Raw genomic sequence first — 20,717 nt, 5'->3', positions numbered from 1 at the left:
AATAACGCAGAAAAGGAAGAACAAATGAAACCTCAAGGAAACGCACCGATGCTCAAAAGACTCGGATGGCCCTCGCTACTCTTCTTCGTTTCTTGGCTCGCCTCGAAATTGCTAGATTCGTATTTTGATCTCTCGATCCTCTCCACCATTTGGAGTGCCTTATCAACAGCTGCTGACCTCCTAGGAGAAGAGATTCCGACTCCACTTTGGCAACTTTGTGCACTGGCATTATTCGCAGTTATTTTCTTCTGCTTGAACGTGCGACACTCGCACCAACTGGTCAAAGTTTTGCTTGAAATTCAAGAACTGAAGAATCCATCTATGCTCAAGCTGAGTGACAATGCCCACAGAGTTGTCATGACTATTGCAGGGTTTATTGAAAACAATCAGTACCCCAGCAGCGAAGAGATTCTGAGGCATCTGAGCATCTCCAAGCTCGCGGTAGAATCTGCCTTAGACGAGATATACGGCACATCCCTGATACATCAATGCAGGGATACCGCTGGGTACTACTTCTGGGACTTGACCGCTGACGGACGCTCGTATGTGCTCCACCCAGAGAATCTAAGAAGAGCATGATCGGTAATAAACAAAGCGGCATCTACTATAGAAGCCATGGAAGAGCATATCTCCCAACGCACTGCCCACCCCATACTCTACATCAATTTAAAGCGCCTGCAGCGCATGCACAACATCATAGTCTTTGGGCCACGATCGAGAGCAATCACAGGGAAAATCATCATTACTCGCATAGCTGACGCACACTGAAATGGCTTTGAGTGGCAATGCAGACGTGACTACTGGCACAAGCAGGCGAACCACATCATATAATTTTGTGCGGGGTCTTTCCCTGCTGAATATTACAATAGAAGTTATTGTACGCCACTATAAAACCCGGCATATGACGATGGAATAAGATATCAGGCTTCCTATCTATCAAACCAAATCTTGCCAACCGATGTATCACTTCAGCTAGATTATGGAGTGGTTTCGCAGGATCACTATCGAAATATGAGTAGCTCCTTCCATTGATGTAAACCTGTCCAACCTCAGGTTCCTTATGAGTAAAGTTCATCTTGTTAGCGAGTTCCATACAACCGATCATCCACTTCGGAAAATCTTCCTCAAGCGGAGGCAACTCGCTCTCAGCCACACCTTTGAGTTGATCATAGCGATTGCCCCACGCAAGAACGACAGCAGGCTCAGCTTTCAATGTGAAAGGCTTGTCAGCGTATCGATTCTCAGGAAACAAATTGTCATATAGTTCAATACGTCGAAAGAATGCTATGCCCATTTCCGCTTGGGATTCATCTAGCAGTCTGTCGAATTGTTGCTGATGCTGAATATACGCCTGAATGCGCGTGGCGGACCTGCTATCCATCGCTGCTGCCCGAGCGATATCAGCAGACCTGAAGGCCGCATATGCTGCTAACGCTGTAGCGATTGCGGCCACAATATTGAAAATTGTTCCTATATCAAGCTTTTCTTCCCAGACAATGAACACTGCTTGCAGAACACCAAACTGCGCTAATAACCCAGCAAAAACGAATCCAGAAAAAAACAACCCAACGCAACCAATGAGAATCAACCAGTCCCTTTTCATTTTATGACCACCACTCCTCATTTATCCACTGGCTCACCCCATGGAAAACATCCATAATTCGGCATACACATATACACTAGTATGAATATAAGCCTCAGCCCACGAAAATGGTTCTACCTCAACAATTCAAATCAACCAAATGCTCCGACCAAAATCTCCTTCGCTCTTTTGTAGATCCGAAATGCTTTGGCATCCTCAGTCAGCAGACCATCAAAATAGGTGGCATAGGTAATAAAATGAGAATCCACTATATCATTTCGTATTTTATGATTCTTTGCAGTCTTGGCCCCGCCAATAGCTATCCACTCAAGGGCAAGAAGGTAGCAGCACAGGGAATTTCGAAAAATAAATGTATTGTGCAACTCCCTGAAAACTGGCACTCTCGGGGATCGTGGATGGCTTCTAAACAATCTCATGGAGACTTCCATGACCGCCTTGATAAGGGTATCTACCATTTTTGCAGTGAAAAACTCACCGTCTCTTATCTTTCGACGCTCCTCCTTGTCGAAATCGATTGCTAGCCTATCAAAGATTTGTGCTAAATCCGCCGCATCAGTCAGCATCCTCTCTAGCTGCCATCTTGCATCCACAGCCATCTTCAAAATTTCCCCTATCAAAGCACCATGACCACGCTCGGCTTCTTTGATCTTTCGAATATAGTCAGGGAAACCAGAGGTCTGACCATCGTGAATCAAGCGTCTTTGCAAACCAGCAGCCCTGCCGCTGAGCTGACAGATCAACTGTGTGTTTCTAAGAACAATGACTTGCTCAGGATAGTCCCCCAGTATTTTCATGGCATTGCAGATACTCTTTACCGCATCGCCTTGAAGAGCTTCCATAGCTGAATAGTCTGTCAGCACTGCTCGATTGGAGGTCGAAGCTTGAAGGAATGCCCTCAGCCGAGGACTTTGAAGCTGGTTGCTATCCACTACCATGCGCATTCTTTACCTCCAAGTTGCTCGCAAGCATCATTCCCTCGCCGCCGCGAATGTCATGCTACGCCACCCACGGCTGCTAGGTACATTGGTCGCCATGCCGAAAGCCGGACAAGCGCAAAAATCTCTCAAATTGCTTCAGAGATTGAGCCATAGCGCAGCCCGAGCATACACCCCACCACCGATACGAGGGCGTAAGACGCAGGAGCAGTCTTGGTAAAATGAGTAAAGGGAACTAGAATACCCAGCTCAGTGCACCACTCAGGTGTACCTAAACGCTGTCACACTTCGAGATTTTTGAGAGAGAAATCCTTGAGAATTCAAGGAATTGCGTAAATGGAGGCGGCCCCACCAGCCACACCCCGGCACTCGATGTTCCCGCTATGGCTGCTCCCTTCCGGGCCTGACCAGGTTAACGGGTAATCAATGCGGGGGGACCGGTGGGGCCACCACTACGCGGCTCGCTGAACAGCGAGTGGCGCCATTGTACCGGTCTGGGGAGCAGATACAACCTCTGGGGGAGAAAAAGTCATCATTTCTCAATGACTTGTCCAAATCGAGGGTGTCTGGGCCGGCCTCTTCGCGGGCAAGCCCGCTCCCACAGGGACCTCACTGAGCCTGAGGGCAGTGCAATACCCGTGGGAGCCGGCTTGCCGGCGATGAGGCCGGAACTGTCAGACGGTGATGCCCTGCTCGCCCAGGAACACCACAAACGCATCCTCGTCCAGCACCTTCACCCCCAGCTCGCTCGCCTTCGCCAACTTGGAGCCGGCACCGGGGCCAGCGACTACGCAGTGGGTCTTGCCGGACACCGAACCGGCCACTTTGGCACCCAGGCCTTCCAGCTTCTCCTTGGCGATGTCGCGGCTCATGCGTTCCAGGGTGCCGGTCAGCACCCAGGTCTGGCCGGCCAGCGGCAAACCTTCGGCCACTTTCTTTTCGCTGTTCCAGTGCATGCCGAACGCCAGCAACTGCGCCTCGATGTCCCGGGCCAGCTTCTGGTTGGCCTCGTCCTTGAAGAACTCACGCACCGCATCAGCCTGCTTGGCCGCCAGCGCCTGGCGCAAGTCGATACCGTCGGCGGCGATGATCTTGTCCAGGCTGTCGAGCTTGGCCACCAGCTTTTGTGCACCGGTAGGCCCCACCGAGGCAATGTCGAGCTTGGCGATCATCCCGGCCAAGGTGGCACTGGCGGCAAATTCGGCGGCCAGCTCCCCTTCGTCCTGCAGCTGCATGCCGCTGGCCAACAACTGCTCGATCACCTGCTGGTTGTGCTCGTCTTCGAAGAAATTGTGGATCTCGTACGCCACTTCCAGGCCGATGTCCGGCAGGTAGGTCAGTACTTGCGGCAATGCTTGCTGCACCCGCGCCAGGCTGCCCAACGAGCGGGCCAGAACCTTGGCGGTCTCCTCGCCTACATCCGGGATACCCAGGGCGTAGATGAAACGCGCCAGGCTCGGGCGCTTGCTGGTTTCGATGGCATCCAGCAGTTTCTTGCTAGAGACTTCGGCGAAGCCTTCCAGGCCGACGATCTGATCGAACTCCAGCTTGTAGAGGTCCGCCGGCGAACGGATCAGGCCTTCGTCCACCAGTTGCTCGACGCTCTTCTCGCCCAGGCCGTCGATGTCCATGGCCCGGCGCGACACATAGTGGATGATCGCCTGCTTGAGTTGGGCGCCACAGGCCAGGCGGCCGACGCAGCGGTACACCGCGCCTTCGCTGGTGGTCTCCTTGCCCTTGCTGCGCTTGACCAGCTGTGTACGCTCGACTTGCGAGCCACACACCGGGCATTCGCTTGGCACCTGCACCGGGCGGGCCGCTTCAGGGCGGCGCTCGACCACCACCTGCATCACCTGCGGGATCACGTCACCGGCCCGACGGATGATAACCGTATCGCCAATGCGCAGGCCCAGGCGGGCAATTTCGTCCATGTTGTGCAACGTGGCGTTGGACACAGTCACACCCGCCACCTTGACCGGCTTGAGGCGCGCCACCGGCGTTACCGCACCGGTGCGGCCGACCTGGAACTCGACGTCCAGCACCTCGGTGAGTTCTTCCATGGCCGGGAACTTGTGGGCGATGGCCCAGCGCGGTTCGCGGGCGCGGAAACCCAATTCGCGCTGGGACGCCAGGCTGTTGACCTTGAACACCACGCCATCGATTTCGTACGGCAGGCTGTTACGCCGCTCGCCGATGTCACGGTAGTACTCCAGGCACTCTTCGATACCGGCGGCGTGCCTGAGCTCGCGACTGATTGGCAGGCCCCACGCCCTGAGCTGTTCGAGGATACCGATGTGGCTTTCGCCGATGCTGGCCGAGACCTGCCCTACGCCGTAGCAGCAGAATTCCAGCGGGCGGCTGGCGGTGATCTTCGAGTCCAGCTGGCGCAAGCTGCCAGCTGCGGCGTTGCGTGGGTTGGCGAACGTCTTGCCACCGGCTGCGGCCTGGGAGGCGTTGAGGCGGTCGAAACCGGCCTTGCTCATGAATACTTCACCCCGCACTTCGAGCACCGCAGGCCAGCCCTCGCCTTGCAGCTTGAGCGGGATGTTGCGCACGGTGCGCACGTTGGCGCTGATGTCTTCGCCGGTGGTGCCATCGCCACGGGTGGCGCCCTGCACCAACTGGCCATCGCGGTACAGCAGGCTTACCGCCAAGCCATCGAGCTTGGGCTCACAGCTGTAGTCCACCGCACCGGGTTGGTCGAGCCCCTCCACCACACGGCGGCCGAACTCGCGCAGGTCGGCTTCCTCGAAGGCGTTACCGAGGCTGAGCATGGGCACTTCGTGACGCACCTGGCTGAAGGCGGCCAAGGCGGCGCCGCCGACACGCTGGGTCGGCGAGTCTGGCGTCACCAGGTGCGGGTGCTCGGCTTCGAGGGCCTTGAGCTCGTTGAACAGGCGGTCGTATTCGGCGTCCGGCACACTCGGCTCGTCGAGCACGTAGTAGCGGTAGTTGTGCTGGTCGAGCTCAGCACGCAAGGCGTGGATTCGGGATTCGGCGTTCATTCTTCAGGTTCTCTTGCAAAGCAAAAGAGCAGCCCTAGGCTGCTCTTGCGCTTGAAACGAAGCGAGCAGGACCGGGGCAAGGTCCGCTCGCTCAATGACATCAGCGTTTCTGGGTCAGCGCACGGCGCTCGAACTCAACGATGCGCTGGCGGTAATGCTCGATGGTCTGGGCGGTCAGCACGCTGCGCTGGTCGTCCTTGAGCTCGCCATTGAGCTCGTGCGCCAGTTTGCGTGCCGAGGCCACCATCACGTCGAAGGCCTGCTTCGGATGACGCGGGCCAGGCAGGCCGAGGAAGAAGCTCACCGCACGGGTGCTGAAATGGTCGATGTCGTCCAGGTCGAAGATGCCCGGCTTGACCGCGTTGGCCATGGAGAACAGCACTTCGCCGTGGCCGGCCATGCTCTCGTGACGGTGGAAGATGTCCATCTCCCCGAAACGCAAGCCGCTTTCAAGAATGTTCTGCAGCAGCGCTGGGCCCTTGAAGCCACCTTCGTCGCGGGAAATGACGCTGATTACCAGCACTTCCTCGACCGGCGGCAGCTCTTTGGCGGCGGCATTGCCATTGGCCGTGAAACCGTTGTTGCGGTTGTTGTCGGCGGCAAAGTTTTCATCGCTGTCGGCGAACAGGTCTGGCTCACGCTGCTCGGCCACCAGGTCCAGGTCGCCCTGCGGCTGCACTTCGGCGGCACGCTTGGCTCGCTTGCTGGCTTTGGCCGGCTTTTGCTCGCGCTCGCGCTCGCGTTCACGCGCAGGTGCACTGAGCGACGGCAGATCGCTTTCGTCCAGCTCTGGCTCCTTGTGGTTATCCAGCACCCGCGACGGGCCGAGCACTTCAGCGCTGCCCTCTTCGTCGGGCACGTTGGCGTAGCTGCGGTCCAGACGGAATTTCAACTTGCCCTTCCCGCCGCGCATGCGCCGCCAGCCGTCGAAAAGAATACCGGCAATGACAATGATGCCGATGAGGATCAGCCACTCGCGCAGACCGATTTCCATGTAATCCCGTGCCTCTATAAAAATATGCTTGAAAACAAAGGCTTCAAAGCCCTTTAACACGTGGCGCCAACTCTATGTTCTGACAGGCGTTTTACCCACGCAAAAAACGAGTGACATTAAGCTAGCACGACCAAAGACAACTTTACACCGTCTGTCGCACATGACGGGGGCATTTACCTACAGAATCCGCCCAATCTTCCATCATCAGGCATCAACCATGGCCAGGGCCTCCTCCACATCAACTGCAACAAGACGTGAGCAACCGGGCTCGTGCATGGTCACCCCCATCAACTGATCCGCCATCTCCATGGCGATCTTGTTATGGGTGATGTAGATGAACTGCACCGTTTCACTCATTTCCTTCACCAGCCGCGCGTAACGACCGACGTTGGCATCGTCCAGCGGAGCATCGACCTCGTCGAGCATGCAGAACGGTGCGGGGTTCAGCTTGAAGATGGCAAACACCAGCGCCAAGGCGGTCAGGGCTTTCTCGCCGCCGGACAGCAAATGGATGGTGCTGTTCTTCTTGCCCGGCGGGCGCGCCATGATCGTCACCCCTGTATCGAGTAGATCTTCGCCCGTCAGTTCCAGATAAGCGCTGCCACCACCGAAAACTTTTGGGAAAAGTGCCTGTAATCCGGCATTTATCTGATCAAAGGTATCCTTGAAGCGGTTTCGGGTTTCCTTGTCGATCTTGCGGATGACGTTTTCAAGGGTGTCCAGCGCCTCCACCAGATCGGCATCCTGAGCGTCGAGGTAGCGCTTGCGCTCGGACTGCTGTTCGTATTCCTCGATCGCCGCCAGGTTGATAGCACCGAGGCGCTGGATGCGCGCATCAATCTGCTCCAGTTCCTGCTCGGTGCCCTGCTCGCTGGCATCGGGTTCGACAGTGGCGAGTACCCCTTGCAAATCGTAGCCGTCGGCCAGCAATTGTTCTTGCAGGGTTTTACGTCGCACATCCAACCCCTGGTTTTCCAGGCGCAGCTGCTCCAGTTGCCCGCGCAGCAGTTGCGCCTGTTGCTCGGCCTGGGTGCGGCGCTTTTCGGCCTCGCGCAGCGCGCGGTCGGCTTCGTCCATGTGCAGGCGGGCCAGGCGCATTTCCTCGTCGACGCTCATGCGCCGCTCCAGCAGTTCTTCAAGCTTAAGGCGCAGTTCTTCTTGCGGCGCCTCGCCCTCTTCCAGGTTCAGGCTCAGTTGCTCCTGACGCTCGCTGAGGCGCGCGGCCTGTTGCTCCAGGCGCTCCAGGGCCTGGCGCGTGGAGTCGTGCTGGGCGCGCAGCGAGCCCAGGCGCACCGCCAACTGGTGGGCGTGATCTTTGTGCTGGCGAGCTTCCTGGCGGATGCGGTCGAGGCCTTCGCGCAACGTGTCGCGCCGGGCCATCAACTGCTCGCGCTGCTCGGTGTCCTGGGCCATCAGGTCCAGGGCGTCCTGCAATATCAGGCGCGCCTCGCCCAGCTGTTCATGCTCAAGAGCGCGCTGTTCCTGGAGTTCGCTCAATTCTTCATGCAGACGGCGGCGGCGCAGCTCGACCTGCTCGGCGCGGGCACGGCTGGCACTGAGGCTGGCCTTGAGTTCGCCATGCTGACGGCTTTCGTCCTGGGTGCGCCGGCGCAGCTGTTCGCGCTGCTCTTCAAGGCCCGACTGCTGCTCGCGCAGTACCTGCAGCTGTTGCTCCAGCTGCTCCAGCGCGGCCTCCAGCTCCAGCTGCTCCTGGCCAAGACGCTCGATTTCCTGCCCGCGGGCCAGCACGCCGCCCTGGGCGTCGCCACCACGGCTAACGCGCAGGAAATGCCGGCCCACCCAATAGCCGTCACGGCTGACCAAGCTCTGCCCATCGGCGAGCGCGGCGCGCAGGGCCAGCGCCTGGGCGAGGTCTTCGACCGGTTTTACTTGGGCCAGCCACGGCGCCAGGTCGACAGGCCCCTCGACCTTGTCGAGCAGGCTGCCCGGCTGGCGCGGCCCTTCCCCGCCGGCCAGCAGCAAGCGCAATTCCCCCTGTTCCAGGCCGGCAAAGTCGAGACTGTTGAATTCATCCACCAGCACGGCCTGCAGGTCGGCGCCCAGCACCGTTTCCACTGCCAGCTCCCAACCCGGCTCCACCCGCAGCCCTTCAGCCAGCCGCGGCCGTTGCTCCAGGCCTTGCCCGCGCAGCCAGTCGGCGGTACCTGCGCCCGGCTCCAGCGCGGCTTGCTGAAGCGCCTCCAGCGAGGCCAGGCGGCCACCGAGGCGCTGCAGGTCGCCCTGCTGTTGCTGTTGCGCGTGGGCCGCCTGCTGCAGCTGCGCGCGCAGGCCTTCAAGGCCCTCGACCACCTGTTCTTCCGACAGCTGCAACGCCTCCAGCTGCATCTCGCTGGCGGCCAACTGCTCGGAGAGCTCGAGCATCGCGTCATCCTGCGGGCCGGCGCCGAGCTGGTCGCGCTCCTCGCCAAGCTTGCGCTGGCGCTCGGCCATGCGCTCCAGGCTGGCTTCAAGCTGCTGCAGGCGCGATTGCTGCACTTCGGCCTGGCGGCGCGGCTCAGCGGAGCGGGTGTTGAAGCTGTCCCATTGCTCTTGCCAGCCGTGCATGCTCAGTTCCGCTTCTTCGAGGGTGGCAGCGGCCTCTTCGGCAGCGGCCAGGGTCATTTCCTGCTCCGGCTCGAGCATGGCCAGCTCTTCGCCAAGGGTGGCCAGCAGGGTACGGTCGTGCCCCAGGTGCGACTCGGTCTCGAGGCGCGTGCGTTCGGCTTCCTTGAGGTCATCCTGCAACTGGCGCAGGCGCTGCTGGCCGTGCTGGATGCTCTGCTCGACGCGCGCGATATCACCGGCCACCGAATAAAAGCGGCCTTGAACCTGGTTGAAACGTTCGGACAGTTCGTGATGGCCATCCCGCAGGCGCTCGATGCTGGCATCGGCATTGCGCTGCTCGGCGACCAGCGCCTCATGGGCGACATCCTGGTCGCCGATCACCGACTCGCGTTGACGCACGCGCTCATCCAGGTCGCGCCAGCGCAGGGCCGACAAGCGCGCCTTCAGCTGGCGCTCCAGGGCCTTGTACTCACGGTATTTTTCGGCTGCCTGGGCCTGGCGGTGCAGGCGTTCGAGCTGGCGCTCCAGCTCTTCGCGCAGGTCGGTCAGGCGCGCCAGGTTCTCTTGGGTACGGCGGATGCGGTTCTCGGTCTCGCGGCGGCGCTCCTTGTACTTGGAGATACCCGCCGCCTCTTCGATGAAGTTGCGCAGCTCTTCGGGCTTGGCTTCGATCAGCTTGGAGATCATGCCCTGTTCGATGATCGAGTAGCTGCGCGGCCCCAGGCCGGTGCCGAGGAAGATGTCGGTGATGTCACGCCGGCGACACTTGGTGCCGTTGAGGTAATAGGTGTTCTGCCCGTCGCGGGTGACCTTGCGCCGGATGGAAATTTCCGCATAGGCGGCATACTCGCCCAGCAGCGTGGTTTCGCTGTTGTCGAAGACCAGCTCGATGCTGGCCTGGCTCACTGGCTTGCGGCTTGTAGAGCCGTTGAAGATGACGTCGGTCATCGACTCGCCGCGCAGGTTTTTGGCCGAGCTTTCGCCCATCACCCAGCGCACGGCATCGATGATGTTGGACTTGCCACAGCCATTGGGGCCGACCACGGCCGCCATGTTGCTGGGGAAGTTGACCGTGGTGGGGTCGACGAACGACTTGAACCCAGCCAGGCGAATGCACTTGAGGCGCATCGGTCAGCCTCGGGCCAGCGCCGCCAGCACCAGCTCGCAACTGCGCTGGCAATAGGCGGTGAGTACCTCGCGGATGCGCGGCAGGTCGCGGGCGACCACGGCGTCGAGCAGGCGGGCGAACAGGTCCAGGTAATCGAGCATGTTGGCCTGGCGCTGGTCCAGGGCCAGGTAGTAGGCACGGCTCATGGCCGGCTGCAGGTTTTCGACGGTCTCCTGCAGGTAGGGGTTGTCGGCGAACGGATAGGCGGCGCGCATCACCGCAAAACTGTCGCCGACAAACGCCTTGATGTCCCCCTGTTCGCGGGCCTGCTGCAGCCGCTGCTGGATGTCCAGGAACGGGCGCAGGTCGTTGTCGGTGCGCCATTTTTGCGCAACGGCATTGCCCAATAGAATGTAGAACTCGCCCATCAGGGTGCACAGGCTGCGCACGCTGCGTTCGTCCAGCCTGGTCACATGAGCGCCACGGCGCGGCAAGATCGCGACCAGATGGCGACGTTCGAGGATCAACAGCGCCTCGCGCACCGACCCACGGCTGACGTTCAGCGCCTGGGTGACCTTCTGCTCCTGGATGCGCTCACCCGGCACTAGCTCGCCGCGGATGATGCGTTCGGCCAGGTAGTCGGCAATTTGCTCGGAGAGGCTGTCCGGCGCCTTGAACGTCATGGTTTTCCTTCAAAATCATTGAACTGGGCACAAGTTGGCGATTGTAGCGCACTTGATCAGCCCACGCGCAGAGGGGCAGCAGGCTTTATTTGACTCGCCAGATAGCCGCGTGCGCGGCCCGATCTATGCTTTGAATATGGGCAACCTGGGCGGCCAGATTTACCCACGAAGAATTTCTTGACCCTTAAGTCAGAAAATTATTGACCAGCGTGTCAGCTCTGCTTATTGTCCGCCCAACAACAATAAAACCATTGCGAGGCCATCCCCCGTGATCCAGTTTCTCGTCAACCAGGAGCTGCGTAACGAGCACGCCCTGGACCCGAACATGACGGTGCTGCAGTACCTGCGCGAGCACCTGGGCAAACCCGGCACCAAAGAAGGCTGCGCCAGCGGCGACTGCGGCGCCTGCACCGTGGTGGTCGGCGAGCTGACCCAGGATGACGACGGCCAGGACAGCTTGCGTTACCGCAGCCTCAACTCCTGCCTGACCTTCGTCTCGTCACTGCACGGCAAGCAACTGATCAGTGTCGAGGGCCTCAAGCACCAGGGTGCACTGCACAGCGTGCAACAAGCCATGGCCGACTGCCACGGCTCCCAATGCGGGTTCTGCACGCCAGGTTTTGTAATGTCGCTGTTCGCCCTGCAGAAGAACAGCCAGGGCCACGACCTGCACCAAGCGCAGGAAGCCCTTGCTGGCAACCTGTGCCGCTGCACTGGCTATCGGCCGATTCTCGACGCCGCCGAACAGAGCTGCCGCCTGCCCTGCCGCGACCAGTTCGACGCCCAGCAGGCGCAGACCATCAGCCGCCTCAAGGCTATCGCACCGACCCAAACCGGCGAACTCAACAGCGGTGACAAGCGCTGCCTGGTACCGCTGACCGTCGCCGACCTGGCCGACCTGTACAGCTCGCACCCCGAGGCACGCCTGCTGGCCGGGGGCACTGACCTGGCGCTGGAAGTCACGCAGTTCCACAAGACCTTGCCGGTGATGATCTACGTCGGGCATGTGGCTGAACTCAAGCGCATCGACAAGACCGCCAGCCACCTGGAAATCGGCGCCGCCACCCCGCTGACCGACTGCTACGGCGCACTGAACGAGGAATACCCCGACTTCGGCGACCTGCTGCACCGCTTCGCCTCGCTGCAGATCCGCAACCAGGGCACTCTGGGCGGCAACATCGGCAACGCCTCGCCGATCGGCGACTCGCCACCCTTGCTGATCGCACTGGATGCGCAGATCGTCCTGCGCCAGGGCGACCGCCAGCGCAGCATGGCGCTGGAGGATTACTTCATCGACTACCGCATCACTGCCCGCCAGGACAGCGAGTTCATCGAGAAGATCATCGTGCCACGTGCCAGCAACGACTGGGCCTTCCGCGCCTACAAGGTGTCCAAACGCCTGGATGACGACATTTCCGCGGTATGTGCAGCCTTCAACCTGAGCATCGAAGACGGCGTGGTTAGCGGCGTGCGCATCGCCTTCGGCGGCATGGCCGCCATCCCCAAACGTGCCCGCGCCTGTGAAGCAGCCCTGCGCGGCAAACCGTGGAACCAGGCCAGCATCGAGCGTGCCTGCCAGGCCTTGGCCGAAGACTTCACCCCACTCAGCGACTTCCGCGCCAGCAAGGAATACCGCCTGCTGACCGCGCAGAACCTGCTGCGCAAGTACTTCATCGAACTGCAAACGCCGCACATCGAAACCCGGGTGACCGACTATGTCTAACCATCACGCCGTCAAGAGCCAGGCCGAGATGGCCGAATTGTTCAGCCAGGACCTGACCACCGGGGTCGGCCGCAGCGTCAAGCACGACAGCGCCGACAAGCACGTGGCCGGTGAGGCCGTGTACATCGACGACCGCTTGGATTTCCCCAACCAGCTGCATGTCTACGCGCGCACCGCCGACCGCGCCCACGCGCGCATTCTGCGCATCGACACCACGCCATGCTATGCCTTCGACGGTGTGCGTATCGCCATCACCCACGAAGACATACCAGGCCTGAAAGACATCGGCCCAGTGGTCGCCGGTGACCCGCTGCTGGCCATCGACAAGGTCGAGTTCTTCGGCCAGCCAGTGCTCGCAGTGGCCGCTCGCGACCTCGACACCGCACGCCGTGCGGCGATGGCCGCAATCGTCGAATACGAAGACCTGGAGCCGGTACTGGACGTGGTCGAGGCGTTGCGCAAGAAGCACTTCGTGCTCGACAGCCACACCCACCAGCGGGGTGATTCCGCTGCAGCGCTGGCCAGCGCCCCACACCGGCTGCAAGGCACCTTGCACATCGGTGGCCAGGAGCACTTCTACCTGGAGACGCAGATCTCGTCGGTGATGCCCACCGAAGATGGCGGCATGATCGTCTTCTGCTCCACGCAAAACCCCACTGAAGTGCAGAAGCTGGTCGCCGAAGTGCTCGACGTGCCGATGAACAAGGTGGTGCTGGACATGCGCCGCATGGGCGGCGGTTTTGGTGGCAAGGAAACCCAGGCCGCAAGCCCTGCCTGCCTGTGCGCGGTGGTTGCACGCCTGACCGGCCAGCCGACCAAGATGCGCCTGCCGCGTGTCGAAGACATGATGATGACCGGCAAACGTCACCCGTTCTATGTCGAGTACGACGTTGGTTTCGATGACACGGGCCGCCTGCACGGCATCAACTTCGACCTGGCCGGCAACTGCGGCTACTCGCCCGACCTGTCGGGTTCGATAGTCGACCGCGCAATGTTCCACTCCGACAACGCCTACTACCTGGGCGATGCCACCGTGCATGGCCACCGCTGCAAGACCAATACCGCTTCCAACACCGCCTACCGTGGCTTTGGCGGCCCGCAGGGCATGGTCGCCATCGAGCAGGTCATGGACCACATCGCCCGCCATCTGGGCCGTGACCCGCTGGCTGTGCGCAAGGCCAACTACTACGGCAAGGCCGAGCGCAACGTCACCCACTACTACCAGACCGTCGAGCACAACATGCTCGACGAAATGACCGCAGACCTGGAAGCCAGCAGCGACTACGCCGAGCGCCGTGAGTCGATCCGCCGCTTCAACGCCAACAGCCCGGTGCTCAAGAAGGGCCTGGCGCTGACCCCGGTCAAGTTCGGCATTTCGTTCACCGCCACCTTCCTCAACCAGGCCGGTGCGCTGATCCATATCTACACCGACGGCAGCATCCACCTGAACCATGGCGGTACCGAAATGGGCCAAGGCCTGAATACCAAGGTCGCGCAGGTGGTGGCGCAGGTGTTCCAGGTCGACTTCAACCGCATCCAGATTACCGCCACCAATACTGACAAGGTGCCCAACACCTCGCCAACGGCAGCGTCCAGCGGTGCCGACCTGAACGGCAAGGCCGCGCAAAATGCGGCCGAGATTCTCAAGAAGCGCCTCACCGAGTTCGCCGCGCGGCACTATCAGGTGACTGAAGAAGACGTCGAATTCCGCAACGGCCATGTGCGCGTGCGCGACCAGATCGTCAGCTTCGAGCAGTTGGTGCAGCAGGCGTATTTTGCCCAGGTGTCGCTGTCGACCACCGGCTTCTACCGCACGCCGAAGATCTTCTACGACCGTAGCCAGGCACGTGGCCGGCCGTTCTACTACTACGCATTCGGCGCCGCCTGCGTGGAAGTGATCGTCGACACCCTGACCGGCGAGTACAAGATGCTGCGCGCCGATATCCTGCATGACGTTGGCGACTCGCTGAACCCAGCCATCGATATCGGCCAGGTGGAAGGCGGCTTCATTCAGGGCATGGGTTGGCTGACCACCGAAGAGCTGGTGTGGAACGCCAAGGGCAAGCTGATGACCAACGGCCCGGCCAGCTACAAGATCCCGGCCGTGGCCGACATGCCGCTGGACCTGCGGGTGAAGCTGGTGGAAAACCGCAAGAACCCGGAAGACACCGTGTTCCACTCCAAGGCCGTCGGTGAGCCGCCGTTCATGCTTGGCATCGCTGCCTGGTGTGCAATCAAGGATGCCGTGGCCAGCATTGCCGACTACCGCGTGCAGCCGAACATCGACGCCCCGGCGACGCCGGAGCGGGTGTTGTGGGGGTGTGAGCAGATGCGCAAGGACGTGGCTGCGGCGCAATCGCCTGCGCCGGTACTGGAAACCGTCACTCACTGACAGCGGGGCCCGTTCGAGGGAGCGGCCTTGTGTCGCGAAAGGGTCGCCTAGCGGCCCCAGAATGTGTGCAGCAAAGAAGATTGTAAGGCTGCTGAGCAGCCCTTTCGCGACACAAGGCCGCCTCCACAAAAAACGGACTGCACTGCCCTGAAGAGGAATTGAATCATGCACCAATGGATCAACGCCCTCGCCGACCACCAGTCCCGCGGCGAACCCTGCGTGCTGGTGACCATCATCGAGGAACGCGGCTCGACCCCGCGTAACGCCGGCTCGAAAATGGTCGTCAGCACCAGCGGCCTGTACGACACCATCGGCGGTGGCCACCTGGAGTTCAAGGCGCTGCACATCGCCAGGCAGATGCTGGAAGAACACCGCACCACCCCACACCTGGAGCGCTTCAGCCTCGGGGCCAGCCTGGGCCAGTGCTGTGGCGGCGTGACCGTGCTGCTGTTCGAGCCGATGACTGCCGTGCAGGCACAGATCGCAGTGTTCGGCGCGGGCCATGTCGGCCGGGCTCTGGTACCCTTGCTCGCCGCGCTGCCCTGCCGGGTGCGCTGGATCGATTCGCGTGAGCAGGAATTCCCCGAGCTCATCCCCAACGGGGTGACCAAGGTGGTCAGCGAGGAGCCGGTCGACGAAGTGGCCGAGCTGCCTGCCGGTTGCTACTGCATCGTCATGACCCACAACCACCAGCTCGACCTGGAGCTGACCGCCGCCATTCTCAAGCGCAACGATTTCACCTGGTTCGGGCTGATCGGCTCGAAGACCAAACGGGTCAAATTCGAGCACCGCCTGCGCGAGCGCGGTTTCGATGACGCCGTGATGGCGCGCATGCGCTGCCCGATGGGCCTCGCCGAGGTCAAGGGCAAGCTGCCGATCGAGATCGCCGTGTCCATCGCCGCCGAAATCATCGCCACCTACAACGCCTGCTTCGGCCAGCACGACGCTGGCGTAACTGCCGGCCCCATTGCCCAGTTGCTGCCGCCTTCCCGGCGCAGCCAAGCCATTTGACGAGTGAGTTATGACTGTTACCCGCAAAGCCTACCGTGCCGCCATCCTGCACAGCATCGCCGACCCGGCCGAGGTGGGCCTGGACGCTTCCCATGAGTACTACGAGGACGGCCTGCTGGTGATCGACAACGGCCGCATCAGCGCCCTAGGCCACGCCAGCGAGCTGCTGCCGACCCTCGATGCCGACATTGACGTGGTGCATTATCAGGACGCCCTGATCACCCCAGGCTTCATCGACACCCACATCCACTTCCCGCAAACCGGCATGATCGGTTCCTACGGCGAACAGCTGCTGGATTGGCTCAATACCTACACCTTCCCCTGCGAAAAGCAGTTCGCCGACAAGGATCACGCCGACAAGGTGGCGAAGATCTTCTTGCAAGAACTGCTGCGCAACGGCACCACCACTGCGCTGGTGTTCGGCAGCGTGCACCCGCAGTCGGTCAATGCCTTGTTCGAAGAGGCCGAGCGCCTGGACCTGCGCCTGATCGCCGGCAAAGTGATGATGGACCGCAACGCACCGGACTACCTGACCGATACTGCCGAAACCTCCTACACCGAGAGCAAGGCGCTGATCGAGCGCTGGCACGGCAAAGGCCGGTTGCACTATGCGGTAACCCCACGCTTCGCGCCGACCAGCACCCCGGAGCAACTGGCACTGGCCGGCCAACTGCTCAAGGAGCACCCGGGCGTGTACATGCACACCCACCTGTCCGAGAACCTCAAGGAAATCGACTGGGTCAAGGAGCTGTTCCCCGAGCAGAAGGGTTACCTGGACGTGTACGACCACTTCGAGCTGCTCGGTGAGCGCTCGGTGTTCGCCCACGGCGTGCACCTGTGTGACGACGAATGCCAGCGCCTGTCGGAAACCGGCTCGGCCATTGCCTTCTGCCCTACCTCCAACCTGTTCCTCGGCAGCGGCCTGTTCAACCTGCCGCAAGCCGAGAAGTTCAAGGTCAACGTTGGCCTGGGCACCGACGTGGGGGCCGGCACCAGCTTCTCGCTGCTCAACACCCTGAACGAAGCGTACAAGGTGATGCAATTGCAGGGCGCACGCCTGCACCCGTACAAGTCACTGTACCTGGCCACCCTCGGTGGCGCCCGCGCACTGCGCCTGGACGACCGCATCGGCAGCCTGCGCCCTGGCAACGATGCCGACTTCGTGGTCCTCGACTACAAGGCGACGCCGCTGCTGGACTACCGCATCCAGCAGTCCAGCAGCATCGAAGAGACCCTGTTCGTGCTGACCACCTTGGGCGACGACCGCACGGTGCGTGAAACCTACGCTGCCGGGCGTTGCGTGCACCAGCGCTAAGGCTGTTTCGCCAGGCCACGGTACAGCGCGCCGCCGATCGCAGCCCCGATCAGCGGCGCCAGCCAGAATAGCCAAAGCTGCTGCAACGCCCAGCCACCGACAAACAATGCCGGCCCCGTGCTGCGCGCGGGGTTGACCGAGGTGTTGGTCACCGGGATCGAGATCAGGTGGATCAGCGTCAGCGCCAGGCCAATGGCGATTGGCGCGAAGCCTGCCGGGGCACGGGCGTCGGTGGCGCCCATGATCACCACCAGGAACATCGCCGTCATCACCACTTCACTGACAAAGCCGGCGCCCAGCGAATAGCCCCCGGGGGAATGGTCGGCATAGCCGTTGGACGCCAACCCCGCCGACAACTCGAAACCCGCCTTGCCGCTGGCTATGAAGTAGATCACCGCTGCGGCAATGACCGCGCCGATCACTTGGGCGATGACGTAGGGCAGCAACTCTTTGGCCGGGAAGCGCCCGCCTACCACCAACCCGAAGGAGACCGCAGGGTTGAGATGGCAGCCGGAGATATGGCCGATGGCGAATGCCATGGTCAGGACAGTGAGGCCGAAAGCGAAAGCGACACCGAGAACGCCGATGCCGAGCGGGGAACTCGCTGCGATTACCGCACTGCCGCAGCCGCCAAGTACCAACCAGAAGGTGCCGACCAGCTCGGCACCCATGCGCACACCCAAAGACGTCGACATGAACCTTTCCTCATGTAGTTGAACGCAGGGGACTGCGCAAGCCCAACTACTTGATGAAGGTTTGCCCACAAAAATTTAGCAGACGCGGGAACAATGGCCAGTAATAACGAAGGGCCGCTTCGCGCCCCATCGCCGGCAAGCCGGCTCCCACAGGGACAGCGCCAGCCTCATGGGCGGCGCGGTACTTGTGGGAGCCGGCTTGCCGGCGATGGGGCGCGAAGCGGCCCCTTATTTAGCCAGGCAAACGATCAACCCTTGGCCGACACCTTCGGCTTTTTCAGCAGGTGCGAGAACACCGCATGCAGGTCGTCCGAGGCGCTCTCCTCGTCCAGGTTCAGCTTGCTGTCGATGTGGTCCATGTGGTGCATCATCAGGCTCACCGCCTGCTCCGCGTCACGCGCCTCGATGGCATCGATCAATTGCATGTGCTCGTCGTACGAGCAGTGCGAGCGGTTGCCGCTTTCGTACTGGGCAATGATCAGTGACGTTTGCGAGACCAGGCTACGCTGGAAGCTGACCAGCGGTGCGTTGCCAGCCGCCTCGGCAAGCTTCAGGTGGAACTCGCCGGAAAGCCGGATGCCGGCGCCACGGTCGCCACGCGAGAAGCTGTCGCGCTCTTCACGCACCATCTGCCGCAGTTCGTTGAGCTGCTCCAGTGTGGCGTGCTGCACGGCCAGCTCGGTGATGGCGCGCTCGACCATACGCCGCGAGAAGAACACCTGGCGCGCCTCTTCAACCGTGGGGCTTGCCACCACCGCCCCGCGATTGGGCCGCAGCAGCACCACGCTTTCATGCGCCAGGCGCGACAAGGCACGACGAATGATGGTGCGGCTGACGCCAAAAATCTCGCCCAGCGCTTCCTCGCTCAACTTGGTGCCCGGCGCGAGGCGCTGCTCGAGTATCGCCTCGAAGATATGCGCATAGACGATGTCGTCCTGGGTACCACTGCGGCCAGCCTTGCCGACGCGTGCAGGTTTCTTCAGAGGTTGCAGCTGTTCGTTCATGAGCTCTCGAAGCACGAAGGAAAGTATGGCGCCATTGTACACAGGCTGAGCCGTTTCTGCAGGTGGGCTTTTACCTATATAGCCGATGCGCGGCGGATTGTGCGCACAAAACATAAAACATTATTTGCTTTCTTTGTACACAAAAGCATAATCCATCGAGCAACATCTTGACCCGTGAGTCAACAAACGCGTCAGACGTCTGCCATCCCTCGCGGAGCCACCAAGTGCATTGCGCAGGTCACTGGCTCCAAGAACAACAAGAAAGACTTGAGGAGTATCGCTGTGGAAAGCCGCAAATCCGACGCACCTACGCTGGATCTCGCTCCACCGCTCGAAACGAGTTGGCTGGAACGGATTTTCAAACTCAAGCAACACGGCAGCACGGTCAAAACCGAACTGATTGCCGGGGTGACCACGTTCATCACCATGGCCTACATCATCTTCGTCAACCCCAACATCATGGCCGACGCCGGCATCGATCACGGCGCGGCGTTCGTCGCCACCTGCATCGCCGCCGCGCTCGGCTGCCTGCTGATGGGCCTGTACGCCAACTGGCCGGTGGGCCTGGCGCCGGGCATGGGGCTGAACGCCTTCTTCACCTATACCGTGGTCGGCACCATGGGCTACAACTGGGAAACAGCCCTGGGCGCGGTGTTCGTCTCGGGCGTGCTGTTCATGTTCCTGACCTTGTCGAAAGTGCGCGAATGGCTGCTCAACAGCATTCCAGTCAGCCTGCGCCATGCAATGGGGGCTGGCGTCGGATTGTTTCTCGGGCTGATCGGCCTGAAGACTGCTGGCATCATCGTCGACAGCCCGGCCACGCTGATCAAGCTGGGCTCGCTGCATGAGCCCGGCCCGTTGCTGGCAGCGGTGTGCTTCCTGCTGATCGCCATCCTCAGCTACAAGCGCGTGTTTGGCGCAATCCTGATCAGCATCATCGGCGTCACTCTGGCGGGCTGGGGCCTGGGCCTGGTGAAGTTTGGCGGCGTGATGTCGATGCCGCCGAGCCTGGCACCGACCTGGATGGCGATGGACGTGGCAGGCGTGTTCAACGTCAGCATGATCAGTGTGGTGCTGGCGTTCCTGTTCGTGCACATGTTCGACACTGCCGGCACCCTGATGGGCGTGGCGCAGCGAGCCAACCTGGTGGCGCCGGATGGGCGTATCGAAGGCTTGTCGCGCGCGTTGAAGGCTGACAGTGCTTCCAGCGTATTCGGCGCAGTGGTTGGCGTGCCGCCGGTTACCAGCTATGTAGAGAGCGCCGCGGGTGTGGCCGCTGGCGGGCGTACCGGCCTTACGGCAGTAGTGGTCGGCTTGCTGTTTGTCGCAGCGATGTTCTTCGCCCCGCTGGCCGGGATGATTCCGGCGTACGCCACTGCGGGTGCGTTGATCTACGTGGCCATGCTGATGATGGGCAGCATGGCGCACATCCACTGGGACGAAGCCACCGACAGCATTCCGGCGATCGTCACGGTGATCATGATGCCGCTGACCTTCTCGGTGGCCGATGGTATTGCCCTGGGCTTTATCAGTTATGTGGCATTGAAGGCGGGTACTGGCAAGTACAAGGAGATCTCGGCCAGCCTGTGGGTGCTGTGCGCGATCTTCATTGCCAAGTTTGTGTTCCTCTAACCCACCTCAGTAAAAAGGGCGCTTCGGCGCCCTTCGTTCTTCGCTCATTCTC

14 protein-coding genes and 1 other RNA gene are annotated in these 20,717 nt (G+C 61.0%); 6 read left to right on the top strand and 9 right to left on the bottom strand.

What is annotated here, in order from left to right; all coding sequences use genetic code 11:
- The first annotated feature begins 24 nt into the window (after nt 1-24).
- Complete coding sequence (locus ACFY68_RS13360) at nt 25-579, top strand: hypothetical protein (protein WP_387527839.1); 555 nt, start codon at nt 25-27, stop codon at nt 577-579.
- 244 nt (nt 580-823) lie between these two features.
- Here ACFY68_RS13360 and ACFY68_RS13355 read toward each other — a convergent pair whose 3' ends face one another.
- The 7 genes from ACFY68_RS13355 to ACFY68_RS13325 all read right to left on the bottom strand — a co-directional run bounded on the left by ACFY68_RS13355 (nt 824) and on the right by ACFY68_RS13325 (nt 10,893).
- On the bottom strand, nt 824-1,603 hold the full coding sequence (locus ACFY68_RS13355) for a hypothetical protein (protein WP_387527837.1): 780 nt from the start codon (nt 1,601-1,603) through the stop codon (nt 824-826).
- Nucleotides 1,604-1,734: 131 nt separating this feature from the next.
- Nucleotides 1,735-2,544 (bottom strand): hypothetical protein, encoded by an 810-nt coding sequence (locus ACFY68_RS13350; protein WP_387527834.1) that lies wholly within the window; start codon nt 2,542-2,544, stop codon nt 1,735-1,737.
- 340 nt (nt 2,545-2,884) lie between these two features.
- Nucleotides 2,885-2,981, bottom strand: an RNA gene (ffs, locus tag ACFY68_RS13345) — signal recognition particle sRNA small type.
- A gap of 231 nt (nt 2,982-3,212) precedes the next feature.
- On the bottom strand, nt 3,213-5,543 hold the full coding sequence (gene ligA / locus ACFY68_RS13340) for an NAD-dependent DNA ligase LigA (protein ID WP_387527831.1): 2,331 nt from the start codon (nt 5,541-5,543) through the stop codon (nt 3,213-3,215).
- A gap of 100 nt (nt 5,544-5,643) precedes the next feature.
- On the bottom strand, nt 5,644-6,537 hold the full coding sequence (gene zipA / locus ACFY68_RS13335; protein ID WP_387527828.1) for a cell division protein ZipA: 894 nt from the start codon (nt 6,535-6,537) through the stop codon (nt 5,644-5,646).
- Between the two features lie 204 nt (nt 6,538-6,741).
- Complete coding sequence (gene smc, locus ACFY68_RS13330; protein ID WP_387527825.1) at nt 6,742-10,230, bottom strand: chromosome segregation protein SMC; 3,489 nt, start codon at nt 10,228-10,230, stop codon at nt 6,742-6,744.
- Nucleotides 10,231-10,233: 3 nt separating this feature from the next.
- Nucleotides 10,234-10,893, bottom strand: a complete 660-nt coding sequence (locus tag ACFY68_RS13325) for a GntR family transcriptional regulator (protein WP_387527822.1) — start codon at nt 10,891-10,893, stop codon at nt 10,234-10,236.
- 268 nt (nt 10,894-11,161) lie between these two features.
- On the opposite strand from ACFY68_RS13325, the gene xdhA reads away from it, so the two are divergent.
- The 4 genes from xdhA (at nt 11,162) to guaD (ending at nt 17,334) form a co-directional block, all read left to right on the top strand.
- Nucleotides 11,162-12,616, top strand: a complete 1,455-nt coding sequence (xdhA, locus tag ACFY68_RS13320; protein ID WP_387527820.1) for a xanthine dehydrogenase small subunit — start codon at nt 11,162-11,164, stop codon at nt 12,614-12,616.
- Nucleotides 12,609-15,008 (top strand): xanthine dehydrogenase molybdopterin binding subunit, encoded by a 2,400-nt coding sequence (gene xdhB, locus ACFY68_RS13315; protein ID WP_387527817.1) that lies wholly within the window; start codon nt 12,609-12,611, stop codon nt 15,006-15,008. Before xdhA ends, xdhB begins: the two co-directional genes overlap by 8 nt.
- A gap of 165 nt (nt 15,009-15,173) precedes the next feature.
- The gene (xdhC, locus tag ACFY68_RS13310) at nt 15,174-16,019 is read left to right on the top strand and encodes a xanthine dehydrogenase accessory protein XdhC (protein WP_387527814.1); all 846 of its coding nucleotides are present in this window, start codon (nt 15,174-15,176) and stop codon (nt 16,017-16,019) included.
- Between the two features lie 10 nt (nt 16,020-16,029).
- A complete protein-coding gene (gene guaD, locus ACFY68_RS13305) occupies nt 16,030-17,334 on the top strand; it encodes a guanine deaminase (protein WP_387527811.1) in 1,305 nt (434 codons plus the stop codon).
- Here guaD and aqpZ read toward each other — a convergent pair.
- Both aqpZ and ACFY68_RS13295 read right to left on the bottom strand, forming a co-directional pair.
- Entirely contained in the window at nt 17,331-18,029 is a 699-nt protein-coding gene (gene aqpZ / locus ACFY68_RS13300; protein WP_387527809.1) for an aquaporin Z, read from the bottom strand. The genes guaD and aqpZ overlap by 4 nt on opposite strands.
- 248 nt (nt 18,030-18,277) lie before the next feature.
- Nucleotides 18,278-19,033, bottom strand: coding sequence for a GntR family transcriptional regulator (locus tag ACFY68_RS13295; protein WP_054899986.1), 756 nt, complete (start codon nt 19,031-19,033; stop codon nt 18,278-18,280).
- 282 nt (nt 19,034-19,315) lie between these two features.
- Between ACFY68_RS13295 and ACFY68_RS13290 the strand changes: the two genes are divergently transcribed.
- On the top strand, nt 19,316-20,665 hold the full coding sequence (locus ACFY68_RS13290) for an NCS2 family permease (protein WP_387527806.1): 1,350 nt from the start codon (nt 19,316-19,318) through the stop codon (nt 20,663-20,665).
- The last annotated feature ends 52 nt before the right edge of the window (nt 20,666-20,717 follow it).

The organism is Pseudomonas sp. NPDC012596 (assembly GCF_042902325.1).
Lineage (GTDB): Bacteria > Pseudomonadota > Gammaproteobacteria > Pseudomonadales > Pseudomonadaceae > Aquipseudomonas.
Note: the sequence above shows the minus strand (reverse complement) of the source record. Positions and strands in the feature narration are given on the sequence as shown.

Coding starts and splice junctions, on each gene's coding strand:
- ACFY68_RS13360 (WP_387527839.1), top strand. CDS start 25: ATGAAACCTCAAGGAAACGCACCGATGCTCAAAAGACTCGGATGGCCC.
- ACFY68_RS13355 (WP_387527837.1), bottom strand. CDS start 1,603: ATGAAAAGGGACTGGTTGATTCTCATTGGTTGCGTTGGGTTGTTTTTT.
- ACFY68_RS13350 (WP_387527834.1), bottom strand. CDS start 2,544: ATGCGCATGGTAGTGGATAGCAACCAGCTTCAAAGTCCTCGGCTGAGG.
- ligA (WP_387527831.1), bottom strand. CDS start 5,543: ATGAACGCCGAATCCCGAATCCACGCCTTGCGTGCTGAGCTCGACCAG.
- zipA (WP_387527828.1), bottom strand. CDS start 6,537: ATGGAAATCGGTCTGCGCGAGTGGCTGATCCTCATCGGCATCATTGTC.
- smc (WP_387527825.1), bottom strand. CDS start 10,230: ATGCGCCTCAAGTGCATTCGCCTGGCTGGGTTCAAGTCGTTCGTCGAC.
- ACFY68_RS13325 (WP_387527822.1), bottom strand. CDS start 10,893: ATGACGTTCAAGGCGCCGGACAGCCTCTCCGAGCAAATTGCCGACTAC.
- xdhB (WP_387527817.1), top strand. CDS start 12,609: ATGTCTAACCATCACGCCGTCAAGAGCCAGGCCGAGATGGCCGAATTG.
- xdhC (WP_387527814.1), top strand. CDS start 15,174: ATGCACCAATGGATCAACGCCCTCGCCGACCACCAGTCCCGCGGCGAA.
- guaD (WP_387527811.1), top strand. CDS start 16,030: ATGACTGTTACCCGCAAAGCCTACCGTGCCGCCATCCTGCACAGCATC.
- aqpZ (WP_387527809.1), bottom strand. CDS start 18,029: ATGTCGACGTCTTTGGGTGTGCGCATGGGTGCCGAGCTGGTCGGCACC.
- ACFY68_RS13295 (WP_054899986.1), bottom strand. CDS start 19,033: ATGAACGAACAGCTGCAACCTCTGAAGAAACCTGCACGCGTCGGCAAG.